This window comes from Streptomyces sp. HUAS ZL42 (genome assembly GCF_040782645.1).
In the GTDB taxonomy this organism is placed as follows: Bacteria; Actinomycetota; Actinomycetes; order Streptomycetales; family Streptomycetaceae; genus Streptomyces.
Genome location: NZ_CP160403.1, coordinates 4,871,457 through 4,896,846 on the forward strand (window position 1 = coordinate 4,871,457; position 25,390 = coordinate 4,896,846).

A 25,390-nucleotide genomic window follows, 5' to 3' on the forward strand; every position below is an offset into this window, starting at 1 on the left:
CCAGTGAGTTATCCACAGGTGTTTTCCACATGGGGAAAAGAAAGACGATCTGTGGATAACCCGCTGAGTGTTGACGCCGGTGTGACGGAACTACCGGCGACCGAAAACCTGTTCGCCCCCTGTCTGACCTGCGCAAACGCGGGCCGGTGACAGGGGGCACAGTTGTTCCCGCACCGTATGCACAAGATCCGCCACACGCTGTGGACAACACGCGCCAGGTGAGCGCTAGGTGAGCTGTGTGGTCCTCAGCAGGGTCATGCCCACGACCAGGGTCAGGACCAGGGCACATGTGCCGTACTGGACGAGGAGGCGGCGCCCGCGCGGGGCGTGGACCATGCCGTAACCGACGGCGACGCCGGCCACCAGGCCGCCGATATGGGCCTGCCAGGCGATGTTGAAGCCCGGGCTGAACGTGAAGATCAGGTTGATCACCAGCAGCGCGATCATCGGTCGCATGTCGTATCGCTGCCGGCGCATGAGGACGGCCATCGCACCGAAGAGGCCGAAGATGGCGCCGGACGCCCCGAGCGAGGGCTGGTTGGCGGCGGCGAGAAGGTACGTCAGCGCACTGCCCGCGAGGCCGGAGACGACGTAGAGCGCGATGTAGCGAGCGCGGCCGAGGGCGGCCTCCAGGGGGCCGCCGATCCACCACAGGCTGAGCATGTTGAACAGGATGTGGATGTAGCTGCCGTGCAGGAACATCGACGTCAGCAGCCGGTACCACTGTCCCTCCGCGACGCCCTCGACATCGCCGAGCAGCGGGACATAGGCCCGTCCGATGAGGTCGAAGCTGTCGGTGAAGCGGTCGCCCACCGACAGCTGGACGAGGAAGACGGCCAGACAGACGCCGATCAGGACCTTGGTGACGAGACGGGGGTCGGCGCTGACGGTGCCGCCGGCGAGGGTGCGCGGCTGTGCGGCCGCGGGTGGGTGTCCCGTGCCGGAGCCGGTGCGGACGCACTCCGGGCACTGGAAGCCGACGGAGGCGCTGACCATGCACTCGGGGCAGATGGGACGCTCGCAGCGCGTGCAGCGGACGCCGCTCTCACGGTCGGGGTGGCGATAGCACACGGGCAGGCTGCTCTGGGCGTCCTGCTGACTGCCGGGAGCCTGGTCCATGAGATCCCCTAGGTCGTCGTGTGCAATGCGATGCCCCGCCCATCCTTACGGACGAGCGGGGCAATAGGTTCCCTGCCGGGAAATTCCGGCGTCCGGAGCAGGGGTCCTGGCGTCCCAGGGCCTGTCCTAGCGCTTCTCGACGACGACCGACTCGATGACCACGTCGTTGAGCGGGCGGTCGGTGCGCGGGTTGGTCCGGGTCTCCGCGATGGCGTCGATGACCTTCTGGCTCGCCGCGTCGGTGACCTCGCCGAAGATGCTGTGCTTGCGGTTCAGCCAGGCCGTCGGGGAGACGGTGATGAAGAACTGCGAGCCGTTGGTGCCCGGGCCGGCGTTGGCCATGGCCAGCAGGTACGGCTTGTCGAAGCGCAGGTCCGGGTGGAACTCGTCCTCGAACTGGTAGCCGGGACCACCGGTGCCGTTGCCCAGGGGGTCGCCGCCCTGAATCATGAATCCGCTAATCACCCGGTGGAAGACCGTACCGTCGTAGAGCTTTGCCGTGGAACGCTCGCCGGTGGCGGGGTTGGTCCACTCGCGCTGGCCCGTGGCGAGGTCGACGAAGTTCTTGACCGTCTTCGGGGCGTGGTCCGGGAACAGCCGGACCTCGATGTCGCCATGGTTGGTCTTCAGGGTGGCGTAGAGCTGCTCGGCCACGATCTGCCTTCCGTTGTCTTCCTGTGACGCTCCGATCCTCGCACGGTCCACGCCGTGCGTCGCCCGACGACCGCTTATGAGCGGAGAAACGGGACGAGTACTGCCGCGGCGCGGGCGCGGAGCGACGATCCGTGGCATTGTCGACGACAAGCTCCTGTTGCCCCGCATTCACCCTATTGCGCGTGATCGGTTCATGAACGGCTCTTGATCGGAGATGGCCGTGAGTCGGGTCTCATGACCCGGATGCCCGTCCTCGCATGCCACCGGGCTCGTTGACAGGCATGATCCGTAAAAGCGTGGAAAGTCGAAATACCGTACGCCACCGAGGAGGAGGATCCCGTGACCCGCATCGACAGCGTGCGCGCCGCGACCGGCTCGGCGAAGGACAGCGTGCTGCACGCCGCGGAAGTGGTGGCGCCCTACGCCGACACGGCCAAGGACAGGGCCGCGCACTACGCGCACGAGGCACGCGTACGACTCGCGCCCAAGGTGTCGCAGGCCGCAGAGCAGGCCCGCGCCCAGTACGGCGTCCTTGTCGTGCCGCGTCTGGAACAGGCGCGGACGCATGTGCCGCCGAAGGTCGACCAGGCAGCGCACGAGGCGGCCGTGCGCACCCGCAAGGCCGCCCGGCAGGCGGCCGAGTACTCGCGGCCGAGGATCGAGCAGGCGGTGGCCGCGGCCGGACCCGTCAGGGACGAGGCCGCGGCTCGAGGTGCCGCCGCGCTGGCCGCTCTGCGCGGCCAGGTGACGCCCAAGGAGATCGAGAAACTGGCCCGCAAGCACGCCCGCCGGGCCAGGGCCGGCCGGGTCGCGAAGACGCTGGCGGTGCTCGGCGCCCTCGCGGGCGGCGCTTTCGCCGCCTGGAAGTGGTGGGACAAGCAGGCCAACCCGGACTGGCTGGTCGAGCCCCCCGCCGCGACAGAAGTGCCCGAGTCCGGCCGGCTGACCTCGGTCGACGGCAGCGGCGAGTCCGTACTCGACCCCGAGGTGCAGGCGAAGGAGGCCGAGGAGGACGCGGCTAAGCGCGAGGACCGCGACTGACCGGCCCTTCCCGACCACGAAGAGAAGGACCCCTCTGACCTGTTTACCCAGGTCAGAGGGGTCCTTCTGATGTGGAGCCTAGGGGAGTCGAACCCCTGACATCTGCCATGCAAAGACAGCGCTCTACCAACTGAGCTAAGGCCCCGGGAAGAGAGACGTCCGGCCGGAGAGATCCCTCACCGGTGGGCGCCGCAGACCAGAGTACCGGGTCACCCCCCGTATCCCGCAAAAAGATTGGGGGTCCCCGCGAACGACCACTCTCCGTAAGATGCTCGGCGTGGTTCGCTACCGCGAACCGCGGTTTTTTGGGGAAGCGATGGGGAGACGCAATGGACGCCGCACAGCAGGAAGCGACCGCAAGAGCGCGGGAACTGCAGCGGAACTGGTACGGGGAGCCGCTGGGGGCGCTCTTCCGTAAGCTCATCGACGATCTTGGTCTCAACCAGGCTCGTCTCGCGGGGGTGCTGGGACTGTCCGCACCGATGCTGTCCCAGCTGATGAGCGGTCAGCGGGCGAAGATCGGCAATCCGGCCGTGGTGCAGCGGGTGCAGCTGCTGCAGGAGCTCTCGGCGCAGGTCGCGGACGGCAGCGTCAGCGCGGCCGAGGCGACCGAGCGCATGGACGAGATCAAGAAGTCGCAGGGGGGCTCGGTGCTCAGCAACACCACTCAGACGACGAGCAGTTCGGGGGCGCCCACGGTCAAGCGGGTGGTCCGCGAGATCCAGTCGCTGCTGCGCTCGGTGGCCGCTGCCGGCGACATCATCGAGGCGGCGGACACTCTCGCGCCGTCCCACCCCGAACTGGCGGAGTTCCTGCGGGTGTACGGCGCCGGCCGCACCTCCGACGCCGTCGCGCACTACCAGTCCCACCAGAGCTGATCCCCCGGCCCGGCGACCGAAGGGGGTTCGGCAGCCGGGCCGACAGCCGAGGAGGACGCGAGCAGGGTCGTATCACTCATCCACCAGCTCGTATCAGTCATCGCGGGGGTCGCGAGGGGGTCGCGTCCCCCGCCGAGGGGAAGGGGGGCACCGGGGCTTGTCTCCGGCAGTAAGGGCTCGGGGGCGTGTCCCCGGCAGGAGGGTCTTCGGCGGCTCGGTGACCGCCGAAGGGTCCGTCCTTGACGAAGGGGGGCGGGAAAGGGGTCGTATCGCTCTACGAGGGGGAAGCAAGGGGGTAACCCAAGGGGGAGGAGCAACGCGCAGCCATGGGTGAGGTGTTCGCCGGCCGGTACGAACTGGCCGACCCGATCGGACGCGGCGGAGTCGGCGCCGTCTGGCGCGCCTGGGACCACCGCCGCCGCCGCTATGTCGCCGCCAAGGTCCTGCAGCAGAGCGACGCCCACTCGCTTCTGCGCTTCGTCCGGGAACAGGCGCTGCGCATCGACCACCCTCATGTACTCGCCCCCGCCAGCTGGGCGGCCGACGACGACAAGGTCCTGTTCACCATGGATCTGGTCGCCGGTGGCTCGCTGGTCCACCTGGTCGGCGACTACGGGCCCCTTCCGCCCGCGTTCGTCTGCACTCTGCTCGACCAGCTCCTCGCCGGACTCTCCGCGGTGCACGCGGAGGGCGTCGTGCACCGTGACATCAAGCCCGCCAACCTGCTGCTGGAGGCCACCGGGACGGGCCGGCCGCGGCTGCGGCTGTCCGACTTCGGCATCGCGATGCGGCTGGGCGAGCCGCGGCTGACCGAGACCAACCTCGTGGTGGGAACGCCCGGTTACCTCGCGCCCGAGCAGATGATGGGCGCGGAGCCGGACTTCCCCGCCGATCTGTTCGCCGTCGGCCTGGTCGCGCTGTATCTGCTGGAGGGCGCCAAGCCGGACGCCAAGGCGCTCGTCCAGTACTTCGCGGAGCACGGCACACCCGGTGCGCCCAAGGGCATTCCCGACCCGCTCTGGCAGGTCGTGGCCATGCTGCTGCAGCCCGATCCGCAGGCCCGCTTCCGCACGGCCACGGGGGCACGCAAGGCCCTCGGCTCCGCCGCGGAGCTTCTGCCCGAGCCCGGTCCCGACGACGAGCTGATCGAGATCTTCGACCAACTCGGCCCGCTCCCGGCGGGGTTCGGCCCCGAGGGGCCTCTCAAACCGGCGCCGGGCGTACGGACGGGAACGACTGCCACCCGCCCGGAGAGCCGCCCCGACGGGGGTGACGCTCCGTCGCCATGGCCCGGCACCGGTTCCGTACACTCGCCCCTCTTCGGCACAGGCTCCACGCCGCCATCCCATTCCGGCACCGGCCCCACGCCGCCCTACTCCAACTCGGGCTCCACGCCGACGCCTTACTCCGGCACCGGATCCGTACGATCCGACGCGGGCGCAGGCGTCGTACCGGCTGCCGGCCATCGGCAGGCCACCGGCGGCGTGCCGGACGATCCGCGTCAGAGCGGGGGGTGGCTGCCGCAGCCGCCCGCCCCTCCGCAGCCCTCCACCATGTCGGACACCGGCAGCTTCCACCTGCCGCCTCCGTCGGCCACCGTCACCTCCTTCCCGCAGGCCCCCGCCCCCGGCCCGCAGACCGAGGCCCAGGCCGCGAAACCACACCCCGCACCGGCTCAGGTACCGGACCCACCTCAGGCTCGTCCCCACGTCTCCCCCTACGACCTCACCTACGCACTGCCCGCCCACAGGCATCGCGACGATGCCTCTACTGCTTCGTACACCGCTCAGGTCCCGCAGGTTCCGCCTTCTGCGTCGGCAATTTCGCACCGCGCCGACCGCTCCCGGGCGCGCCGCCGTCCCGGCCCGCCCGCCAAGGTGGCGATCCCGCTCCTGCTTCTGGCGCTGGCCTGCTACGCCGTGGGTTTCTGGGCGCTCGCCCGTATCTGAGTCCGAGCCGAGGCGTCGCGCCGAGCTGTCAGGCCGAAGCCCTGCGCCGAGCCGTGACCGTCCATACGCCGAGCACCGCCAGCAGCACGGTGCCGGCGCCGATTCCGCCCACGGCGGTCACCGTCATCGCCGTGTCGCCGCGCGCGGCTGCGCCCTCGGCCACGGCCTCCCGGTCACCCTCGGTGACCTCGAAGACGTCCCGAGGCACGGGCTGCCCGGCGTATCCGGGCCCGGACTCCCCCACTCCGCCGACCCGCACGCGCAGCATCAGCCCGAACGGTCCGTCGCCGAAGCGGTCGGCCATCTGCGCGGAAAGGTGCACGGCGAGGTAGTACGAACCCGCGAACCGCATACCGTTCACGGAGTCGGTGGTGCTGTAGCGGTTGACGTAGGCGACCGGTGGCAGGGGGGCCAGTGAGGCGGATCTCTGACTGCCGTTGTAGTTGATGTTCGCGTCGTCGACGTCGGCGCGCACGGGGTTGTACAGGGCGAGGTCCAGGGCGTGGACCACATAGCCGCTTCCCTGGCCTGTGCTGCCCAGGTCGGCGGTGGCGTACAGCTGCCGGCCCCAGCCGACGGGCACCTTGTAGAAGAGCGTCTGTCCGGGCGTGATGTCGGCGCGCCACACGCCCTGGCCGACGGGGGTCGCCGTGGCGAAGCCCGCGCCGCCTGCGCGGTCCACGGGGTCGCCGGTAAGGGGCGCGGGCGAGGAGGAGTCCCAGACCTCGGGCGCGTTCGTAGCTGCGGCCTTCCGCAGGGGCGGTTCCAGGACGGGCAGGAGTTCGAGGTCCCAGGCGTCCGGTGAGGACGACGAGGAGGCCGAGGAACCCGCCGTACCGACGCGCTCGACGACCACGTAGTACGTGCCGGCCTCCTGGCAGGAGTTCCTGCGGCGCCCGGCATCGCGCGCACCCCATGCCGTGATGGGGCGCGGGCTGCGGGCGGCGCCGAAGGTCGTGGTCTCGACGGAGCAGGTGCGGCTGTCGCCGTCCTGCACGGAGACCCTGATCCCGTCGCTCGCGGAGACCGTGGCGCCGGGGCGGGGGACGGCGGTGGCGGAGAAGTAGGCGTTCGACGTGGCGTCGAGTTCGAGGCGGTAGTAGACCTCCGCCTGGTCGGGGAGGGTGCTCCGGTACGTCGTCCCGGGCTCGAGCAGTTCGGCGTCGGTGGTGCTCGTCGCTGCCCGGACGGACTTGGCGTCGTCGGCGAAGGCGTACGAGCCGGGCGTTCCGGCGTCGGACGCCGCCACCGTCGAGGCCGCCTGCGCGGTGGAGGCCGGATGCGCGGCGGAGGCCGGATGCGCGGGCAGGACGTGTAATGCCCCTGTCGCACACAGCACCGCGCCGGCGACGGCCACGCGCGCGTGCGACGAGGTACGGCCCGGCAGGAGAGCGGACAGGCGACGCGGCAGGCGGAGCGACACGCGGCCCGACGGACGATCACGTCGTCCCCCCGAGCGCCACCACGTCGTACGCCGCCCCATCACGCGCCACCCCTCGCCTTCGCCCCGTCCCGCCCCGAACTGACCGGACCGTGGCCCATCCTGCCCCGCCGGGCGGCTTGTCGTCCGTGCATCCGAACGAGCCGTCCGAAACACCCGGCTCGGTGGCACCGCGCCCCACCGAGCCCGGGAACGCGAAACCCCGACCGCGTGGGCGGCCGGGGTCGGTTCAATATCCGGTGTCGGTACTCACGAACCCGTGGGCACGGAGTCAGTCGCCTCCGTCCACAGATCCTGCTCGGCGCGATCCGCCTGGATCTGGCGGTACACGAGGAGCCCGCCGATGGCGGCCAGTGCGACCAGGAGAAGCTTCTTCACCGCGCGACCTCGTCTTTCCTTGACGTAGGGGACCTCTGGCGCCCGACTATACACACCGACCGATATCGATCGGTGACCTGCGGCCGTCCCCAACTCCTGTCCGGAACAGCGCAGTAGAAGCGGATCGCTCCGCTCCGATCAGAGAGTGATCACACCCCCCACGGGCGGCGACTTTGCTCGCCTTCCTCCACTCTCCTCCACTTCTGACTCCTCTTGCACCCATCCGTGTGGTGTTGATCTGAAGATCGACGCGCCACGGGCGTAGGTCCACCACTTCGCGGCCCCCATACACATCATGAGGAAAGTACGCAAATCGACCGGACCCGAAAGTGAGGGGCCATGACCAAGAACCAGGTCATGAAGCTGTGGACCATCATCGTCAGCGCCTTCTTCGCGCTCTGCACGGCGCTCGGACTCGTCACCACGACCGCCGCCACGGCGGTAGCGCAGACCGAGGCGAGCCGCAACAGCAGCGAGGGCATCGCCCTCCTGACCGCGCCGTCGGTGTCGCCCTGGGCCTGGTCCCTACCGCCCACGATGAAGCAGCGCATCCGCGCCGAGGCCCACGGCAAGTCCCCCAACTGCCGCCACCGCCCCCTCACGGACGCAGAACCGGCGACGCTCACTGAGGCCTCCTGCGCCCCCGCCACACCGGCCGAGCCCGCGACCCCCCTCCGACGCTGACAACGCCGCCCCCACCGCACATCACGTGCCCTGCCCCGCCCCATGACGTAACCGGCGAACTTGCGTACAGCACGGCACAGCCGAAGGCCCGGCCACTCCGACGAGTGGCCGGGCCTTCGACGTCCAGGAGAAACGCCGGCACAGGTGAGCAATCAGCTCCACCGCGCCCGCAACGCCGAAGGCCCCCGATCCTGCCGGACCGGGGGCCTTCGTGCTGGTGGGGCTAACAGGATTTGAACCTGTGGCCTCATCCTTATCAGGGATGCGCTCTAACCAACTGAGCTATAGCCCCGCCGCGCTCTGCGGTGTATGTCCCGCGCGCTGACTCCTGAAGATTAGCGCACGAGGTGGGCAGTCCCAAAATCGGTTGTCGGGGGACCGTCAGGGGAAAATTGAAAGCGTCCCTGAACGGCAACGGTCACTCGTCCTCGGCCAGCGTCAGCTCGATGCCGCCCACGAAACCCGCGGAGAGGTTGTAGATGAACGCGCCGAGGGTCGCAAGCGCCGTCGCGAGGACGACGTCGATGACCGCGATGATCGACGTGAACATGAGGACGTGGGGCAGGGACAGGAAGGACTGCAGGTCGAAGCCGTTCGACTCGTTCGAGCCGGTCGCCTCGGAGATCGTGCCGCCGACCGTGGAGAAGACCCCCATCGCGTCCATGACCATCCACAGCACGGCCGACGCGACGATCGTGCAGATACCCAGCGCGATGGAGAGCAGGAAGCTGACCTTCATCACCGACCACGGGTCGGCCTTGGCCACCCGCAGACGTGCCTTGCGGGTGCGGGGCATGGTGCGCGCGCCCGTGCGGGGACGGCGTACGGCCTCCGCCGGCGCCTGCGTCGGGTAGGCCTGCGGCGGGTGGTAGGGCCCCGCGGCCTGCTGCGGCTGCCGTTCCCCGGGCAGCGGCGAGGCCGGCTGCTGTGCGGCCCCCTGCGGTGGTGCCGTCGGCTGGGCCGGCGGCTGCGCCTGGGCGCCCGCAGCGGCCGGGCCCGCCCCAGCCGCGTACTGCTGGGTCTGCGGACCTCGGGTGTCCGTCACAGTTCCCCCCTGGGATCCATGCGTGTCGGGCGAGGATGAATCCTTCGCGCCTGCGTCGAACTTGCGCAGCTGAGTCGTGTGCGGATCCGTCGCCCGCGCGTCGGTCGAACGCGCGTCAGCCGCACGCGTGGCGGAGCCACGGTCGCCGTCGTCCGATTGCTTACCGGCAGAGGTACCGGTCGAGCTGCCGACCGAACCGGCGCCCGTGGCTCCGCTCACGATGACTCACTCCTCGTGCTACTCGGCCGAGGGCGACTCACCCTCGTCCGTGCCGATGGGCGTGGCGTTTTCGGCGGTCTCGTCCACGGCCTCGTCGCCGTCGACCTCCTCCGCCTCCCGCCCCGCCTCGGCGTTACGTGCGATGCCGACCACGGCATCGCGCTTGCCCAGGTTGATCAGTTGGACGCCCATGGTGTCACGGCCCGTCTCCCTGACCTCGTTGACTCGCGTACGAATCACACCGCCGCCCAGCGTGATGGCGAGGATCTCGTCGTTCTCCTCGACCACCAACGCGCCCACGAGGGAACCGCGGTCCTCCACGATCTTGGCGGCCTTGATGCCGAGGCCGCCGCGACCCTGGACGCGGTACTCGTCGACGCGGGTCCGCTTCGCGTACCCACCGTCTGTGGCAGTGAACACGAACGTACCGGGTCGAACAACATTCATCGAGAGCAGCTCGTCTCCCTCACGGAAACTCATGCCCTTGACACCCGAGGTGGCACGGCCCATCGGCCGCAGCGAATCGTCTGTGGCGGTGAACCTGATCGACTGCGCCTTCTTGCTGATCAGAAGCAGATCGTCGTCGGCCGAAACAAGCTCGGCTCCGATCAGTTCGTCGTCGGAACCGTCCTCCCGCTCACGGAGGTTGATGGCGATGACACCACCGGAACGCGGCGAATCGTAATCCTTGAGAGGCGTCTTCTTGACCAGGCCGCCCTTGGTGGCCAGGACCAGGTACGGCGCGGCCTCGTAGTCGCGGATCGCGAGGATCTCGGCGATCGCCTCGTCCGGCTGGAAGGCCAGCAGGTTGGCGACGTGCTGGCCCCGCGCGTCACGGCCGGCGTCGGGAAGTTCGTACGCCTTGGCACGGTAGACGCGGCCCTTGTTGGTGAAGAACAGCAGCCAGTGGTGCGTCGTCGAGACGAAGAAGTGGTCGACGATGTCGTCTTCCTTCAGCTTCGTGCCGCGCACGCCCTTGCCGCCGCGCTTCTGCGCCCTGTAGTCGTCCGTTTTTGTGCGCTTGACGTAGCCACCGCGCGTGACGGTGACCACGATGTCCTCTTCGGCGATGAGGTCCTCGATGGACATGTCGCCGTCGTAGGGCACCAGCATGGTCTTGCGGTCGTCGCCGTACTTCTCGACGATCGCGGCCAGTTCCTCGCTCACGATACCGCGCTGGCGGACCGGCGAGGCGAGGATCTCGTTGTACTCGTTGATCTTCGCCTGGAGTTCGTCGTGCTCCTGGACGATCTTCTGGCGCTCCAGGGCGGCCAGTCGGCGCAGCTGCATCTCGAGGATGGCGTTGGCCTGGATCTCGTCGATCTCCAGGAGGCCCATCAGACCCGTGCGTGCGATCTCGACGGTCTCACTGCGCCGGATCAGCGCGATGACCTCGTCGATGGCGTCCAGGGCCTTCAGCAGACCGCGCAGAATGTGCGCCCGCTCCTCGGCCTTGCGCAGCCGGAAACGCGTACGGCGGACGATGACCTCGATCTGGTGCGTCACCCAGTGACGGATGAACGCGTCGAGGGAGAGCGTCCGGGGCACACCGTCCACCAGCGCCAGCATGTTGGCGCCGAAGTTCGTCTGCAGGTCGGTGTGCTTGTAGAGGTTGTTCAGGACGACCTTGGCCACCGCGTCCCGCTTGAGGACGATGACCAGGCGCTGGCCCGTGCGGGACGACGTCTCGTCGCGGACGTCCGCGATGCCGCCGATCTTGCCGTCCTTCACCAGGTCGGCGATCTTCTGCGCGAGGTTGTCGGGGTTCACCTGGTACGGCAGTTCCGTCACCACCAGGCACTGGCGGTTCTGGATCTCCTCGACCTCGACGACCGCGCGCATGGTGATGGAGCCGCGACCGGTGCGGTACGCCTCCTCGATGCCCTTGCGGCCCACGACGAGCGCGCCGGTCGGGAAGTCGGGGCCCTTGATGCGCTCGATCAGCGCGTCCAGGAGCTCCTCGTGCGAGGCATCCGGGTTCTCCAGGTACCACTGGGCACCGGCCGCGACCTCGCGCAGGTTGTGCGACGGGATGTTGGTCGCCATGCCGACCGCGATACCGGCCGAGCCGTTGATCAGCAGGTTCGGGAAGCGGGCGGGCAGGACGGTCGGCTCCTGGGAGCGGCCGTCGTAGTTGTCCGTGAAGTCGACGGTCTCCTCGTCGATGTCACGCACCATCTCCATCGACAGCGGCGCCATCTTGCACTCGGTGTACCGCATGGCCGCCGCCGGGTCGTTGCCCGGGGAGCCGAAGTTGCCGTTGGAGTCCACGAGCGGCATGCGCATCGACCACGGCTGCGCGAGGCGGACCAGCGCGTCGTAGATCGAGGAGTCGCCGTGGGGGTGGTAGTTGCCCATGACGTCGCCGACGACGCGGGCGCACTTGTAGAAGCCGCGCTCGGGGCGGTAGCCGCCGTCGTACATCGCGTACAGCACCCGGCGGTGGACGGGCTTGAGGCCGTCCCGGACGTCCGGCAGCGCACGCGAGACGATGACGGACATGGCGTAGTCGAGGTACGAGCGCTGCATCTCCGTCTCGAGCCCGACGGGCTCGATGCGCATGGCGATGTCGCCGCCCTCTTCAGGGGTGACGGGAGTGTTCTCGTCGGTCATTGCTGGTGGGGATCCTTCCTGGTGCGGTCAGCTGAGACCGACTCAGATGTCGAGGAAGCGGACGTCCTTGGCGTTGCGCTGGATGAAGGCACGGCGCGCTTCGACGTCCTCGCCCATCAGGACCGAGAACAGGTCGTCGGCCTGGGCCGCGTCGTCGAGGGTGACCTGGCCGAGGACGCGGTGCTCCTGGTCCATCGTCGTGACCCGCAGCTCCTCGGCGTTCATCTCGCCGAGACCCTTGAAGCGCTGGATCGAGTCCTCGCGCACCCGCTTGCCGCGCTGACGGCCCATCTCGATCAGCGCGTCGCGCTCGCGGTCGGAGTACGCGTACTCGATGTCGTCCCGACCCCACTTGAGCTTGTAGAGCGGGGGACGGGAGAGGTACACGTGCCCGGCCTCGACCAGCGGCCGCATGAAGCGGAACAGGAAGGTCAGCAGCAGGGTGCTGATGTGCTGGCCGTCGACGTCGGCGTCCGCCATCAGGATGATCTTGTGATAGCGCAGCTTCTCGATGTCGAAGTCCTCGTGCACACCCGTGCCGAAGGCGGAGATCAGCGCCTGGATCTCCTGGTTCTGCAGGATCTTGTCGATCCGCGCCTTCTCGACGTTGAGGATCTTGCCCCGGATCGGAAGGATCGCCTGGTACTGCGGGTTGCGGCCGGACTTGGCCGAGCCGCCGGCGGAGTCACCCTCGACGATGAAGATCTCGCACTTGGTGGGATCGTTCGACTGGCAGTCGGAGAGCTTGCCCGGCAGCGAGGCCGACTCCAGCAGACCCTTGCGACGGGTCAGATCGCGCGCCTTGCGGGCCGCCACGCGCGCGGTGGCCGCCTGGATGCCCTTGCGCACGATGTCCGCGGCCTCGTTCGGGTTGCGGTCCAGCCAGTCGTTGAGGTGCTCGTAGACGGCCTTCTGCACGAAGGTCTTCGCCTCCGTGTTGCCCAGCTTGGTCTTCGTCTGGCCCTCGAACTGCGGCTCGCTGAGCTTCACCGAGATGATCGCCGTCAGACCCTCGCGGATGTCGTCACCCGTGAGGTTGTCGTCCTTCTCGCGCAGCAGCTTCTTGTCGCGCGCGTACTTGTTGATCAGGTTGGTGAGCGCCGCGCGGAAGCCCTCTTCGTGGGTACCGCCCTCGTGCGTGTGGATGATGTTGGCGAAGGAGTACACGCCCTCGCTGTAACCGCTGTTCCACTGCATGGCGACCTCGAGGGACAGGCTCTTGTCCCTGTCCTCCGCCTCCAGGTCGATGACGGTGGGGTGCACCACGTCCCCCTTGCGGGAGTTGAGGTACTTCACGAAGTCGACGATGCCGCCCTCGTAGTGGTACGTGACGGTCTTGACCTCGTCCTTCTCGTCCGCACCCGCCTCGTCCGCACCGGCGGTCGCCTTCGCCGACTCGCGCTCGTCGGTGAGTTTGATCGTCAAACCCTTGTTGAGGAACGCCATCTCCTGGAAGCGCCGCGAAAGCGTCTCGAAGGAGTAGTCCGTGGTCTCGAAGATGTCGCCGTCGGCCCAGAAGGTGACCGACGTCCCCGTCTCGTCCGTGGCCTCGTTCTTGGTCAGCGCAGCCGTCGGGACGCCCATCTTGTAGTCCTGCGTCCAGCGGTGACCGTCGGTCTTGACCTCGACGGCGACCTTCGACGACAGCGCGTTCACGACGGACACACCCACGCCGTGCAGACCACCGGAGACCGCGTAGCCGCCGCCGCCGAACTTGCCGCCCGCGTGCAGCACGGTCAGCACGACTTCGACGGCCGGCTTGCCCTCGGACGGGACGATGCCGACCGGGATGCCACGGCCGTTGTCGACGACGCGCACGCCGCCGTCGGACAGGATCGTCACATCGATGGTGTCCGCGTGGCCGGCCAGTGCCTCGTCGACCGAGTTGTCGACCACCTCGTACACGAGGTGGTGCAGACCGCGCTCACCGGTCGAGCCGATGTACATACCGGGTCGCTTGCGGACCGCGTCCAGACCCTCGAGGACGGTGATGGCACTGGCGTCGTACGACACCGTGACTGAGGCCTCGGCGTTTGCGGCCGGAGCCTCGGTGGACGGGATGTTCTCGTTGGGGTTGCCGGAATCGGCCACGAAGCGCCCTTTCTGGCACAGCACAAGCCAGGCTCGTCGGCGGGTTGCCGGAGCGGCTGCGGCATGTTGCGTTGGTAAGCCTTGATCAGCGTTGCTCAGCTTCTCCCGGGCGGTCCCCACGTTTGGGGCGGGATTGGCTTCCAGTCTACCGGTAGCGCCGACAGTGATGGGGGTTTGCCGGTACCTGAGTCCTCATGTGGCGCCCTCAACCGGTCTCGGCCGGGTCCCCATATACGGAACGGGGCTCCAAGAGGCTCACAGCGGCACTCAGCGCTTCCGGCTGTCAACCCTTGGCTACTTGGGAGTCAGGTCCGGATTCGCAACCGCGTGCGGTTGTACGACGAGACCCGCGCCGGCCCGATGAGACGAGTCTCGACGTGATGTACGTCACCCATAGGTGTCGCCGGGACCAGTGCTGCCAGGGGCACGCAAGGGGCCGTAGCGACGGGTGGGACCACCGGGTCCCAGCACCTTGATCTGCTTGACCATGCCGTGGCCCAGGTCCTCGTTGAGGCGTGCGACGAGCGCGGGGGCGAGCAGCCTCAGGTTCGTCGCCCACGCCGTGGAGTCGCAGCGCACGACCAGCACGTGCTCGTCCTCGTCGTACCTCTCCGGCACGCAGTGCTTGGCCACGTCCTCGCCGACGATCTGCGGCCAGCGGCCCATGACCCCACCCACCGCGGCCGGCGCCTCCCAGCCGCGCTCGGTCAGGAGCCGGTTGATCGCGGCGCCGAGCGCCATGGGGTCGCGACCGTCGGCACGCGCGCCGGAGCGCAGTCCTCCGCGCCGCGCCTGCTTCTTCTGCTGCGCCGCGTCCCCACGCGCGCGTGCCGCTTCCTTCGCCGCGCGCAACGCCACGCGCGCCAGGTCGACGCCGGAAGGCTCGGGGGTCTTGTCCGAAGTGGGTTCCTCTGTGGTCACGCGCGCTCCACCGTCCCGTCGGACACGGTGTACCGCGCCCCCGTCAGCACATGCGGTACGTCGTCGTCGACCGCGGCCGTCACCAGGACCTGCTCACCCGGAGCGACCAGCTCGGCCAGCCGCTCGCGACGGCGCGTGTCCAACTCGGCGAAGACGTCGTCGAGGATCAGCACCGGCTCGTTGCCCTCGGCCCGCAGCAGGTCGTACGAGGCCAGGCGCAGCGCCAGCGCGTAGGACCAGGACTCGCCGTGGGAGGCGTAGCCCTTGGCGGGCAGCTGACCGAGCTTGAGCAGCAGATCGTCCCGATGCGGCCCCACGAGCGTCACGCCCCGCTCGATCTCCTGCTTGCGCGCCTCGGCGAGCGCGGCCATCAGCTGCTCGAAGAGGTCCTCACGCGTGTGCCCCTCACCGGGAGCCGACGGCTTGTACTCCAGGGCGACCGGGCCACCGCCCGGCGCCAGCTGCTCGTACGCCTTGTCGGCCAGCGGCTGGATCGCCGCGATCAGGTCGAGCCGCTGCGCCAGCAGTTCGGCACCCGCGCGCGCGAGGTGCTGATCCCATACGTCGAGAGTGGACAGGTCCATGGAGCGGCCGCCGTGCCGCCGGGCCAGCGCGGCGCTCTTCAACAGGGTGTTGCGCTGCCTCAGCACCCGCTCGTAGTCGGAGCGCACGCCGGCCATGCGGGGGGCACGCGCGGTGATCAGCTCGTCGAGGAAGCGGCGCCGCTCACCGGGATCGCCCTTGACCAGGGCGAGGTCCTCCGGCGCGAACAGCACGGTCCGTACGATTCCCAGCACGTCACGAGGCCTGACCTGCGAGGACCTGTTGATGCGGGCCCGGTTGGCCTTGCCGGGGTTCAGCTCCAGCTCGACCAGCTGCTGCCGCTCGCCCTGCCGGACCTGCGCCCGGATGACCGCCCGGTCGGCGCCCATCCGCACGAGCGGCGCGTCGGAGGCGACGCGGTGGCTGCCGAGCGTGGCGAGATAGCCGACGGCCTCGACGAGGTTCGTCTTGCCCTGCCCGTTCGGGCCGACGAAGGCCGTGACGGCAGGGTCGAGCGGGACTTCGACCCGGGCGTACGAGCGGAAGTCGGCCAGCGACAGATGCGTGACGTGCATGGTCGTTCGCCGACCTCCCCCAGCGTTGTGGACCGACGGGCGGTCCTGTGGACTACTTCTTCTCGACCGCGTGGCCGCCGAACTGGTTCCGCAGCGCGGCGATCATCTTCATCTGCGGCGATTCCTCCTGGCGCGAGGCGAACCGCGCGAAGAGCGAGGCCGTGATCGCGGGCAGCGGCACGGCATTGTCGATGGCGGCTTCCACAGTCCAGCGGCCCTCGCCGGAGTCCTGTGCATAACCCTTCAGCTCGTCCAGGTGCTCGTCCTGGTCGAGGGCGTTCACCGCGAGGTCCAGCAGCCAGGAGCGGATGACGGTGCCCTCCTGCCAGGAGCGGAAGACCTCGCGCACATCCGTGACGGAGTCCACCTTCTCGAGCAGCTCCCAGCCCTCGGCGTAGGCCTGCATCATCGCGTACTCGATGCCGTTGTGGACCATCTTCGCGAAGTGGCCCGCGCCGACCTTTCCGGCGTGCACCGCGCCGAGTTCGCCCTTGGGCTTGAGGGCGTCGAAGACCGGCTGCACCTTGGCCACGTTCTCCGCGGTGCCGCCGTACATCAGCGCGTAGCCGTTCTCCAGGCCCCACACGCCCCCGGAGACACCGCAGTCGACGAAGCCTATGCCCTTGGCGGCCAGCTCCTCGGCGTGCTTCTCGTCGTCCGTCCAGCGGGAGTTGCCGCCGTCCACGACGACGTCACCGGGCTCCAGCAGCTCGGCCAGTTCGTCGATGGTCGACTGCGTCGGGCCACCGGCCGGGACCATCACCCATACGACGCGCGGGCCCTGGAGTTTGCCCACAAGCTCTTCAAGGCTGTGGACATCGGCGAGGTCCGGGTTGCGGTCGTATCCGACGACGGTGTGGCCCGCGCGGCGTATCCGCTCGCGCATGTTGCCGCCCATCTTGCCGAGGCCGACGAGACCGAGCTCCATCAGTTGTTCCTTAGGTTTGCGACGTGGCGTTACGGCACTTCCGTGCCTGTGTCCGAGCCTAAACCCGGACGCTCACGCACATCTGTGGGCATACGCGCTCAGACGCACGCCCTCACCTGCGGGTTCGCCCGACGGGTCGCTGATCCACAGGCTTCGGGGCACTGTGGATTGCCGTCTGCGGCGCGGGCAGGTTGTCCACCGACCTCGCGCCACTGTGGACGGCTGGCGGACTCGGATCGCTCAGCCGCTCAGCCGCACAGGCATGATCAGGTACTTGTAGGCCTCGTCCGCCTCCGCGTCCACCGCCGGCTTGCCGCTCAGCAGCGCGGGCTTCGTGGACGTCGTGAACGACAGCTGGGCCACCGGGGAGTCGATGGCGCTCAGGCCGTCCAGGAGGAACGTCGGGTTGAAGGCGATGGAGATGTCGTCGCCCTCGAGCTGGGCGTCGACCCTTTCCACAGCCTGTGCGTCGTCGCTGGAACCGGCCTCCAGGATGAGCACGCCCTGCTCGAAGCTGAGCCGCACCGGGGTGTTGCGCTCGGCGACCAGGGCCACGCGCTTGACGGCCTCCACGAAGGGGGCGGTCTCGATCACCGCGACGCTGTTGAACTCGGTCGGGAACAGCGTGCGGTACTTCGGGAGGTCGCCCTCCAGCAGACGGGTCGTCGTACGGCGCCCGGCGCCCTCGAAACCGATCAGACCCTCACCCGCGCCCGAGCCGGACAGGGCCAGGATCACGCTGTCGCCGCTGGTGAGCGCCTTGGCGGTGTCCAGGAGCGTCTTGGCGGGCACCAGGGCGACCGCGGACGCCTCCGGGTTCTCCGGCTTCCACAGGAACTCACGGACCGCGAAGCGGTACCGGTCGGTGGAGGCCAGCGTCACCGTGTCGCCCTCGATCTCGATGCGCACGCCCGTGAGGACGGGGAGCGTGTCGTCACGGCCGGCGGCGATGGCGACCTGCTGCACTGCGGAGGCGAAGACCTCGCCCGGAACCGTGCCCGTGGCGTTCGGCATCTGCGGGAGCGCCGGATACTCCTCCACAGGCAGGGTGTGGAGTGTGAACCGCGAGGAGCCGCAGACCACGGTCGCCCGTACACCGTCTGTGGAAATCTCCACCGGACGGTTGGGCAGGGCGCGGGAGATGTCCGCCAGCAGGCGACCCGAGACGAGGACCGTGCCCTCCTCCTCGACCTCCGCCTCCACGGACACGCGCGCGGAGACCTCGTAGTCGAAGCTGGACAGGCTCAGCTGACCGTCGTCCGCCTTCAGCAGGAGGCCGGCGAGGACAGGCGCCGGCGGACGGGCCGGGAGGCTGCGTGCCGCCCAGGCCACTGCCTCCGCGAGTACGTCGCGTTCCACCCGGATCTTCACTGTTGCCGCCTCCTGCTGTTGCCGGCGCTTCTCGCCCTGCCTGGCTTCGTCGTCTGTCTCGGTGTCGCCGATCCCTGTGAGGGGAAGGACACCGGGGACCAGTCTGACGCACGGCACTGACAGTAGGTGCCTCTCGGGGTCAAGTCGTGACGAGGGGCAGCCGGGAGCCGGGCGGCGAGTTGTGCACAGGACCCGCTTCGAAACGAATTCCCCGCTCTCTCTAGTCGGGAGTAGTAGTAGGGGCTGTGGAAACCGTGGATAACGATGTTTTCGCAGCTCAGAGCGGAGATTTTGTCCACGGGCCCTGTGGGCGGCGACGGTGGACAACCGAGGGTTTCTGTGGAGAACGGAAAGTTCTGCACACCCCGTGCACAGCCTGGGGCGACTTCTCCCCAGCGCCGTCCCCAGCTTTACCCACGTTTCCCACAACCCAACCAGGCACCTTCATGTGACGCCTTTCACTCGGGACGGTGAGAGGGCGCGTCACGTTGCCGAACAGTGGACAGAGGTGTGGAGAAGCAGAGGATCGCTGGGGACAACGGCTGCCGTTCTGTGGGTTGCCGGTGGACAACTTCGTGCACAGCTTGTGGATCATCTCGCTGTCCACAGTCTGTGGAGATCCTTCGTCCACCAATCCACAAGCAGCTGAGCTGGTCTGATGGTCTTTCGACAGGGGACTCTGTGGACACGATCTGGACAACTTCGCAGTCCCCAGGATGTGGACGGGAAAAACTCGCCGAATCTGTGGAGAGTGGCCGTAACCCGGCAGGCAATCGAACAGCAGGTGACCGCGGGTACGGCTGTGGACGGCCGGCGGGCAGGCGGGCAGGCGGCCGCGGAACGACCGAGGGCGCCCCGGGATGTGTCCCGGGGCGCCCTCAACGACGTGTGGCTGCGGCCGTCAGCCGTTCTTGATGCGGTTGGTCAGCTCGGTGACCTGGTTGTAGATGGAGCGTCGCTCGGCCATCAGATTGCGGATCTTGCGGTCTGCGTGCATCACCGTCGTGTGGTCGCGGCCACCGAACAGCGCGCCGATCTTCGGCAGCGAGAGGTCCGTCAGCTCGCGGCACAGGTACATGGCGATCTGGCGGGCGGTGACCAGCGCGCGGCCGCGTGAGGTGCCGCACAGGTCCTCGACGGTGAGGCCGAAGTAGTCGGCGGTCGCGCTCATGATGGCCGTAGAGGTGATCTCGGGTGCCGAGTCGTCGCCGCCGGGGATGAGGTCCTTGAGGACGATCTCCGTGAGGCCGAGGTCCACCGGCTGCCGGTTGAGCGACGCGAACGCCGTCACCCGGATCAGCGCACCCTCCAGCTCGCGGATGTTGCGCGAGATGCGCGACGCGATGAACTCCAGCACCTCCGGCGGAGCGTTGAGCTGCTCCTGCACCGCCTTCTTCCGGAGAATCGCGATGCGCGTCTCCAGCTCCGGCGGCTGGACATCGGTGATCAGGCCCCACTCGAAACGGTTCCGCAGCCGGTCCTCCAGTGTGACCAGCTGCTTCGGCGGCCGGTCACTGCTGAGGACGATCTGCTTGTTGGCGTTGTGGAGCGTGTTGAAGGTGTGGAAGAACTCCTCCTGCGTCGACTCCTTGTCCGCCAGGAACTGGATGTCGTCGACGAGCAGGATGTCCATTTCGCGGTAGCGCTTGCGGAAGCTGTCGCCCTTGCCGTCGCGGATGGAGTTGATGAACTCGTTGGTGAACTCCTCCGAGCTCACGTACCGCACGCGCGTGCCCGGGTAAAGGCTGCGCGCGTAGTGCCCGATGGCGTGCAGCAGGTGCGTCTTGCCGAGCCCCGACTCCCCATAGATGAACAGGGGGTTGTACGCCTTCGCGGGTGCCTCGGCGACGGCGACCGCTGCCGCGTGGGCGAAGCGGTTGGACGCGCCGATGACGAACGTGTCGAAGAGGTACTTGGGGTTCAGGCGCGCGGTCGGCTCACCGGGGCCGGTCGCAGGCGCGGGCTGCGCGGCCAGCGGGCCGGGGGCGCCGGTGGTGGGCAGGCTGGAGCCCACGGGGCCGCCGCGGTGTACGTGACCGGAGCCGGCCGGCGGCTCGGGCAGATCGCGCCGGGTGCCGTCGCGCTGGTCGTAGTCGCGCTCGTAGTCGCCCCGGGGCGTGTCGTAGTCGGTGTGCTGCTGGTCGTACGACGGGCGTTCCATCGGCTGCGGGCGGTAGTCGTGCGACGGCGAGCCGTACGACTCCTGGGAGGGGGAGCCGTAGGAGTCCTGGGATCCGTAGGAGTCCTGCGACGACGGCGAGGCGTAGGGGTCGCGCTCGGGAAAGCCGAGCCGCTGTTGCTGCCAGCCGTAGTCGTCCTGCGACGGGCGCGGCCAGGCCCCGGGCTCGGGGCGCTGGTATTCGGAAGGGTACGCGGGGCGCGGGGTGGGAAGCTGGTCCGCGCGAGGGGCCGGGAGCTGGTCGCCGGCCGGTCCCGGGCGGCGGTCGGCGCGGTGGCGGCCGTATCCCTCGTACTGACCGGTGGGGAGCTCGGGCTCCTCGTAGCGCGGCTGGGGCTGCGTGGGGAGTGCCGGCGGGGCCGGGGGCTCGCCCGCGGAGTCGTCGACGGTGATGGCGATCCGGATCGGGCGGCCGCACTCGCGGCTCAGGGTCTCGCTGACGATGGGGGCGAGACGGCCTTCCAGTACGCCCTTCGCAAACTCGTTCGGCACGGCGAGCAGGGCGGTGTCCGCCACCAGCGCGAGCGGCTGGCAGCGCCGGATCCAGTGCTCGTCCTTCGTCTCGACACCCTGTCCGCGGCCCTCACCGAGAAGCTGCTCCAGTACTCGTGGCCACACTGCGGCAAGATCGGCAGGTACGTCAGCCACAGGGCACGCTCTCTCACAGGTCCCTCGAACGTGTGGTTCGGGGACGGGTCGGGTTGTAACTCGGGTGGGTCGGGGCGAATCGGAGTTCAGCCACGGTAGTCAGGGCGGCGGGTGCGGTTCAAGTTGTTGTCCCCAGGCTGTGGATAGTGTCTCTGCGTGACCCCTGGTTTGACCGGATGGCGTAGCCGCGCGTACCGTAACCAGGTCGAGTTGTCGATGGCTGCTGCCGCCTGCCTCCGATGGGCACAGATCGCATTGGGTGATCGGGAAGCGGTGCACTCGGGCGTTAACGCGAGCTACTCGTGGGCGCACGGTGACAGCCAGGACGGCACCCCGCCACTACCGATTGATTTCTGGAGCCCCCGAGTGAGCAAGCGCACCTTCCAGCCGAACAACCGTCGTCGCGCGAAGACCCACGGCTTCCGGCTGCGTATGCGCACCCGTGCCGGCCGCGCGATCCTCGCGTCCCGCCGTAGCAAGGGTCGCGCCCGCCTGTCCGCCTGATCCCGATCAGGTCATGACATCGTGCTGCCCACCGAGAACCGGCTGAGGCGGCGCGAGGACTTCGCGACCGCGGTACGACGGGGCCGCCGGGCAGGCCGCCCGCTCCTCGTCGTCCACCTTCGTAGCGGTGCCACGGACCCGCACGCGCCTGGGGAGAGCGCTCCCCCGACGCGTGCGGGTTTCGTCGTGAGCAAGGCCGTGGGTGGCGCTGTCGTACGGAACAAAGTGAAGCGCAGGCTTCGCCATCTGATGCGTGACCGAGTCGCCCTGTTTGCCCCCGGTAGCCTGGTAGTCGTACGAGCGCTGCCCGGTGCGGGTGACGCCGACCATGCACAGCTGGCCCAAGACCTTGATGCCGCCCTTCAACGGCTGCTGGGAGGGGGCGCGCGATGAAGTACCCGCTGCTGGCTCTGATCAAGCTGTACCAGTGGACGATCAGTCCACTGCTCGGGCCGGTGTGCAAGTACTACCCGTCGTGTTCCCACTACGGCTACACGGCCATCGACCGGCACGGTGCGATCAAGGGCACGGCGCTCACCGCCTGGCGCATCCTGCGGTGCAATCCGTGGTCGCTGGGTGGTGTGGACCATGTTCCGCCGCGCAAGCGTCCGCGGTGGCACGAAATGCTGCGCGACGCCTGGCGCGCACGCAAGGGCGGGCCCTCCGCCGCCGAAACGGCCACCGAAGAGAATCCTCCTCCGAGCCCGGCCGCAGAGACCCCGCCCCATGCCCAAGGAGCATGATTAGTGGACACGATTGCCAGCCTCTTCAGCTTCATCACGACACCTGTCTCCTGGGTCATCGTCCAGTTCCACACGGTGTACGGCGCCATCTTCGGCCCTGACACCGGGTGGGCCTGGGGCCTGTCCATCGTGTCCCTGGTGATTCTGATCCGTATCTGCCTGATTCCGCTCTTCGTGAAGCAGATCAAGGCGACCCGGGCCATGCAGACACTGCAGCCCGAGATGAAGAAGATCCAGGAGCGCTACAAGAACGACAAGCAGCGCCAGTCCGAAGAGATGATGAAGCTGTACAAGGAGACGGGCACCAACCCGCTCTCCTCGTGCCTTCCCATCCTGGCGCAGTCCCCGTTCTTCTTCGCCCTGTACCACGTGCTCAACAGCATCGCGTCCGGTGACACCATCGGCGTGATCAACGAGAGCCTGCTGGCGAGCGCGCAGAAGGCGCACATCTTCGGCGCCCCGCTCGCGTCCAAGTTCTTCAGCAGCGAGGCCGAAGTCCAGGCGCTCGGTGCCTCGCTCACCGATGTCCGCATCGTGACCGCGGTCATGATCGTCCTGATGTCGGCGTCGCAGTTCTACACGCAGCGACAGCTGATGACGAAGAACGTCGACACGACGGTGAAGACGCCGTTCATGCAGCAGCAGAAGATGCTGATGTACGTCTTCCCCGTCATGTTCGCCGTCTTCGGTGTGAACTTCCCCGTCGGTGTCCTCGTCTACTGGCTGACCACCAACGTGTGGACCATGGGCCAGCAGATGTACGTCATCCACAACAATCCGACCCCGGGTTCCAAGGCCCAGGCCGCGTACCTGGAGCGCCTGTCGAAGCACGTCACGCACCACGGCAAGACCCGCAACCGCCGTGAGAAGGCCATCGTCAAGGCCATCGTGGCCAAGGGCCGCGACCGCAACGAGTTCGAGCGCAAGTTCATCAACGGTCTGAACAAGGCGGGCCTCGCGGCCCAGACCGACGGCACCGTGGTGCAGAGCGAGAGCCAGGCCGTCGCCCAGACCGAGGACGGTACGCCGATCACCGGCACCCCGAAGCGTCAGCAGCCCAAGCGGCAGAGCAAGGCCCAGCGCCAGTCCGGTGGCTCGAAGCCGGCCGGTGACGCCGAGCCGGAGTCTGCCGGTGACGCCGAGCCGAAGCAGGCCACGTCGCTGAGCAAGTCCGACGCGCCCGAGGACGCCAAGCCCGCCGCCGCTCAGAAGCCCGCCTCGAAGCCGGGCTCCGGCGGCCGCAGCAAGGCCCAGTCCGGCCAGCGCAAGGGCGGCCAGCAGCGCCCCAAGTCCCCCTCCAAGAAGTAAGAAGGAGCCCATCCCGTGACGGAAGGCACCACCTCCGCCGCTGCCGAGGGTGCAGACACCCTGACCCGCCTGGAGCAGGAGGGCGAGATCGCGGCGGACTACCTCGAGGGTCTGCTGGACATCGCCGATCTCGACGGCGACATCGACATGGACGTCGAGGCCGACCGCGCCTCTGTGTCGATCATCAGCGACACGGGCACCCGCGACCTGCAGAAGCTGGTCGGCCGTGACGGCGAGGTGCTGGAGGCCTTGCAGGAGCTGACGCGTCTGGCGGTTCACCGGGAGACCGGCGACCGGAGCCGGCTGATGCTGGACATCGCGGGCTACCGTGCCAAGAAGCGCGCCGAACTCTCTGAGCTGGGCGCCAAGGCCGCGGCCGATGCGAAGAACAGCGGTGAGCCGGTGAAGCTGAAGCCGATGACGCCGTTCGAGCGCAAGGTCGTGCACGACGCGGTCAAGGCCGCGGGCCTGCGCAGCGAGTCCGAGGGCGAGGAGCCGCAGCGGTTCGTCGTCGTCCTGCCCAACTGATTCGGTACGTACGTTCCTCCGGCCCCGTCTGTTGCGCAGGCGGGGCCGAACTTTGTCAGCCTGGTAGTTCTGGTGGTCGGCGCTCGGTGCGCTGATGCGGTACGGAAGGACGGTCCCCGTGACGGAGGCAGCGGAGCTCCCCCCTGCGCCCGAACAGGCACGTGACGTATTCGGTGATCGCTTCGCGGATGCGGTCCGGTACGCCGAGCTCCTGGCCGAGGCCGGAGTGAAGCGGGGACTCATCGGCCCGCGAGAGGTGCCCCGGCTGTGGGAGAGGCACCTGCTGAACTGCGCGGTGCTCTCCGAGGTCGTGCCCGAGGGCGTGACGGTGTGCGACGTCGGTTCGGGGGCGGGGCTGCCCGGTATCCCCCTGGCACTCGTGCGCGAGGACCTGAAGATCACTCTTCTGGAGCCGCTGCTGCGGCGCACGAACTTCCTGACCGAGGTCGTCGAGTTGCTGGGACTGGATCATGTGACGGTCGTCCGGGGTCGGGCCGAGGAGGTCATGGGCAAGTTGCCGCCGGTCCACGTGGTGACGGCCCGCGCCGTGGCCCCGCTGGACCGGCTGGCCACCTGGGGTATCCCGCTGCTGCGGCCGTACGGTGAGATGCTCGCGCTCAAGGGCGACACCGCTGAGGACGAGCTGAAGAGCGCGGCCACCGCGCTGAGCAAGCTCGGGGCAGTGGGAACGTCGATCCTTCACGTCGGCGAAGGTGTCGTGGACCCGTTGTCCACCGTTGTGCGAGTCGAGGTCGGGGAGAGTCCGGGGGGCGTGCGCTTCGCCGCGAAGAGGGCGAAGGCGGCTCGAACTGGACGTGCCCGTCGACGTCGCTGATCCGTCCTGACGACGAGCCGTACTCCACACAAGCTGCCAAACCTACGCATGCCGGAGTGTCGCGACAGATCGGCCACGGCTGCTGTGCATCGTGTTTCACGTGAAACGTCGCTCACTGCTGCACGGGATCATCAGCCGGGGCCGCGCTGCGGCCGAACCCCGCGACCGAAAGCCTCTCGGTTCACTCGGAGAGGG

Annotated in this window: 22 protein-coding genes and 2 tRNA genes; 10 read left to right on the plus strand and 14 right to left on the minus strand. The window is 68.6% G+C overall.

Going from position 1 to position 25,390, the window contains the following annotated elements:
• Positions 1–225 precede the first annotated feature (225 nt).
• Together ABZO29_RS22365 and ABZO29_RS22370 are read right to left on the minus strand one after the other, a co-directional pair.
• The gene (locus ABZO29_RS22365) at positions 226–1,119 is read right to left on the minus strand and encodes a rhomboid family intramembrane serine protease (protein ID WP_367321968.1); all 894 of its coding nucleotides are present in this window, start codon (positions 1,117–1,119) and stop codon (positions 226–228) included.
• A 126-nt stretch (positions 1,120–1,245) separates the two neighbouring features.
• On the minus strand, positions 1,246–1,773 hold the full coding sequence (locus ABZO29_RS22370) for a peptidylprolyl isomerase (protein WP_367321969.1): 528 nt from the start codon (positions 1,771–1,773) through the stop codon (positions 1,246–1,248).
• A 339-nt stretch (positions 1,774–2,112) separates the two neighbouring features.
• Between ABZO29_RS22370 and ABZO29_RS22375 the strand changes: the two genes are divergently transcribed.
• The gene (locus tag ABZO29_RS22375) at positions 2,113–2,814 is read left to right on the plus strand and encodes a DUF5324 family protein (protein WP_367321970.1); all 702 of its coding nucleotides are present in this window, start codon (positions 2,113–2,115) and stop codon (positions 2,812–2,814) included.
• A 72-nt stretch (positions 2,815–2,886) separates the two neighbouring features.
• On the opposite strand, the gene ABZO29_RS22380 is transcribed toward ABZO29_RS22375, so the two are convergent.
• Positions 2,887–2,959 (minus strand) — tRNA-Ala (locus tag ABZO29_RS22380).
• Positions 2,960–3,143: 184 nt separating this feature from the next.
• On the opposite strand from ABZO29_RS22380, the gene ABZO29_RS22385 reads away from it, so the two are divergent.
• Positions 3,144–3,692 (plus strand): helix-turn-helix domain-containing protein, encoded by a 549-nt coding sequence (locus ABZO29_RS22385; RefSeq protein WP_367321971.1) that lies wholly within the window; start codon positions 3,144–3,146, stop codon positions 3,690–3,692.
• Positions 3,693–4,018: 326 nt separating this feature from the next.
• Positions 4,019–5,641 (plus strand): serine/threonine protein kinase, encoded by a 1,623-nt coding sequence (locus tag ABZO29_RS22390; RefSeq protein ID WP_367321972.1) that lies wholly within the window; start codon positions 4,019–4,021, stop codon positions 5,639–5,641.
• Between the two features lie 28 nt (positions 5,642–5,669).
• Here the strand turns inward: ABZO29_RS22390 and ABZO29_RS22395 are convergent, their stop codons facing one another.
• Both ABZO29_RS22395 and ABZO29_RS22400 read right to left on the minus strand, forming a co-directional pair.
• Positions 5,670–7,064, minus strand: a complete 1,395-nt coding sequence (locus tag ABZO29_RS22395; protein WP_367321973.1) for a hypothetical protein — start codon at positions 7,062–7,064, stop codon at positions 5,670–5,672.
• Between the two features lie 267 nt (positions 7,065–7,331).
• Positions 7,332–7,460, minus strand: a complete 129-nt coding sequence (locus ABZO29_RS22400; RefSeq protein WP_003999697.1) for a DLW-39 family protein — start codon at positions 7,458–7,460, stop codon at positions 7,332–7,334.
• A 339-nt stretch (positions 7,461–7,799) separates the two neighbouring features.
• Between ABZO29_RS22400 and ABZO29_RS22405 the strand changes: the two genes are divergently transcribed.
• Positions 7,800–8,144, plus strand: a complete 345-nt coding sequence (locus ABZO29_RS22405; protein WP_367321974.1) for a DUF6344 domain-containing protein — start codon at positions 7,800–7,802, stop codon at positions 8,142–8,144.
• Positions 8,145–8,359: 215 nt separating this feature from the next.
• On the opposite strand, the gene ABZO29_RS22410 is transcribed toward ABZO29_RS22405, so the two are convergent.
• From ABZO29_RS22410 to dnaA, 9 genes are all read right to left on the minus strand, one after another.
• Positions 8,360–8,436: transfer RNA gene (locus tag ABZO29_RS22410), tRNA-Ile, on the minus strand.
• A gap of 126 nt (positions 8,437–8,562) precedes the next feature.
• Positions 8,563–9,408 carry a DUF3566 domain-containing protein gene (locus tag ABZO29_RS22415; RefSeq protein WP_367321975.1) on the minus strand — a complete coding sequence of 282 codons (846 nt, stop codon included), beginning with the start codon at positions 9,406–9,408 and terminating at the stop codon, positions 8,563–8,565.
• A gap of 18 nt (positions 9,409–9,426) precedes the next feature.
• Positions 9,427–12,021 carry a DNA gyrase subunit A gene (gene gyrA, locus ABZO29_RS22420; RefSeq protein ID WP_367321976.1) on the minus strand — a complete coding sequence of 865 codons (2,595 nt, stop codon included), beginning with the start codon at positions 12,019–12,021 and terminating at the stop codon, positions 9,427–9,429.
• Between the two features lie 42 nt (positions 12,022–12,063).
• Positions 12,064–14,136 (minus strand): DNA topoisomerase (ATP-hydrolyzing) subunit B, encoded by a 2,073-nt coding sequence (gyrB, locus tag ABZO29_RS22425; RefSeq protein ID WP_367321977.1) that lies wholly within the window; start codon positions 14,134–14,136, stop codon positions 12,064–12,066.
• Between the two features lie 363 nt (positions 14,137–14,499).
• Entirely contained in the window at positions 14,500–15,033 is a 534-nt protein-coding gene (locus tag ABZO29_RS22430; RefSeq protein WP_367321978.1) for a DUF721 domain-containing protein, read from the minus strand.
• Positions 15,030–16,151, minus strand: coding sequence for a DNA replication/repair protein RecF (gene recF, locus ABZO29_RS22435; protein ID WP_367321979.1), 1,122 nt, complete (start codon positions 16,149–16,151; stop codon positions 15,030–15,032). The genes ABZO29_RS22430 and recF overlap by 4 nt, the downstream gene beginning before the upstream one ends.
• 52 nt (positions 16,152–16,203) lie before the next feature.
• On the minus strand, positions 16,204–17,079 hold the full coding sequence (gene gnd / locus ABZO29_RS22440; RefSeq protein ID WP_367321980.1) for a phosphogluconate dehydrogenase (NAD(+)-dependent, decarboxylating): 876 nt from the start codon (positions 17,077–17,079) through the stop codon (positions 16,204–16,206).
• A 240-nt stretch (positions 17,080–17,319) separates the two neighbouring features.
• Positions 17,320–18,450: a DNA polymerase III subunit beta gene (gene dnaN / locus ABZO29_RS22445; RefSeq protein WP_367321981.1), complete on the minus strand. Its 1,131-nt coding sequence runs from the start codon at positions 18,448–18,450 to the stop codon at positions 17,320–17,322.
• 901 nt (positions 18,451–19,351) lie between these two features.
• On the minus strand, positions 19,352–21,277 hold the full coding sequence (dnaA, locus tag ABZO29_RS22450; protein WP_367321982.1) for a chromosomal replication initiator protein DnaA: 1,926 nt from the start codon (positions 21,275–21,277) through the stop codon (positions 19,352–19,354).
• A gap of 366 nt (positions 21,278–21,643) precedes the next feature.
• On the opposite strand from dnaA, the gene rpmH reads away from it, so the two are divergent.
• The 6 genes from rpmH to rsmG all read left to right on the plus strand — a co-directional run bounded on the left by rpmH (position 21,644) and on the right by rsmG (position 25,195).
• Positions 21,644–21,781, plus strand: coding sequence for a 50S ribosomal protein L34 (gene rpmH, locus ABZO29_RS22455; protein ID WP_003956500.1), 138 nt, complete (start codon positions 21,644–21,646; stop codon positions 21,779–21,781).
• A gap of 21 nt (positions 21,782–21,802) precedes the next feature.
• Entirely contained in the window at positions 21,803–22,174 is a 372-nt protein-coding gene (gene rnpA, locus ABZO29_RS22460) for a ribonuclease P protein component (RefSeq protein WP_367321983.1), read from the plus strand.
• Complete coding sequence (gene yidD / locus ABZO29_RS22465) at positions 22,171–22,524, plus strand: membrane protein insertion efficiency factor YidD (protein WP_367321984.1); 354 nt, start codon at positions 22,171–22,173, stop codon at positions 22,522–22,524. The genes rnpA and yidD overlap by 4 nt, the downstream gene beginning before the upstream one ends.
• A 3-nt stretch (positions 22,525–22,527) precedes the next feature.
• Positions 22,528–23,832 carry a membrane protein insertase YidC gene (gene yidC, locus ABZO29_RS22470; protein ID WP_367321985.1) on the plus strand — a complete coding sequence of 435 codons (1,305 nt, stop codon included), beginning with the start codon at positions 22,528–22,530 and terminating at the stop codon, positions 23,830–23,832.
• Between the two features lie 15 nt (positions 23,833–23,847).
• A complete protein-coding gene (locus tag ABZO29_RS22475; protein ID WP_367321986.1) occupies positions 23,848–24,360 on the plus strand; it encodes a protein jag in 513 nt (170 codons plus the stop codon).
• A 118-nt stretch (positions 24,361–24,478) separates the two neighbouring features.
• Positions 24,479–25,195: a 16S rRNA (guanine(527)-N(7))-methyltransferase RsmG gene (gene rsmG / locus ABZO29_RS22480; RefSeq protein ID WP_367321987.1), complete on the plus strand. Its 717-nt coding sequence runs from the start codon at positions 24,479–24,481 to the stop codon at positions 25,193–25,195.
• Positions 25,196–25,390: the final 195 nt, after the last annotated feature.

Coding starts and splice junctions, on each gene's coding strand:
- ABZO29_RS22365 (WP_367321968.1), bottom strand. CDS start 1,119: ATGGACCAGGCTCCCGGCAGTCAGCAGGACGCCCAGAGCAGCCTGCCC.
- ABZO29_RS22385 (WP_367321971.1), top strand. CDS start 3,144: ATGGACGCCGCACAGCAGGAAGCGACCGCAAGAGCGCGGGAACTGCAG.
- ABZO29_RS22390 (WP_367321972.1), top strand. CDS start 4,019: ATGGGTGAGGTGTTCGCCGGCCGGTACGAACTGGCCGACCCGATCGGA.
- ABZO29_RS22405 (WP_367321974.1), top strand. CDS start 7,800: ATGACCAAGAACCAGGTCATGAAGCTGTGGACCATCATCGTCAGCGCC.
- gyrA (WP_367321976.1), bottom strand. CDS start 12,021: ATGACCGACGAGAACACTCCCGTCACCCCTGAAGAGGGCGGCGACATC.
- recF (WP_367321979.1), bottom strand. CDS start 16,151: ATGCACGTCACGCATCTGTCGCTGGCCGACTTCCGCTCGTACGCCCGG.
- gnd (WP_367321980.1), bottom strand. CDS start 17,079: ATGGAGCTCGGTCTCGTCGGCCTCGGCAAGATGGGCGGCAACATGCGC.
- yidD (WP_367321984.1), top strand. CDS start 22,171: ATGAAGTACCCGCTGCTGGCTCTGATCAAGCTGTACCAGTGGACGATC.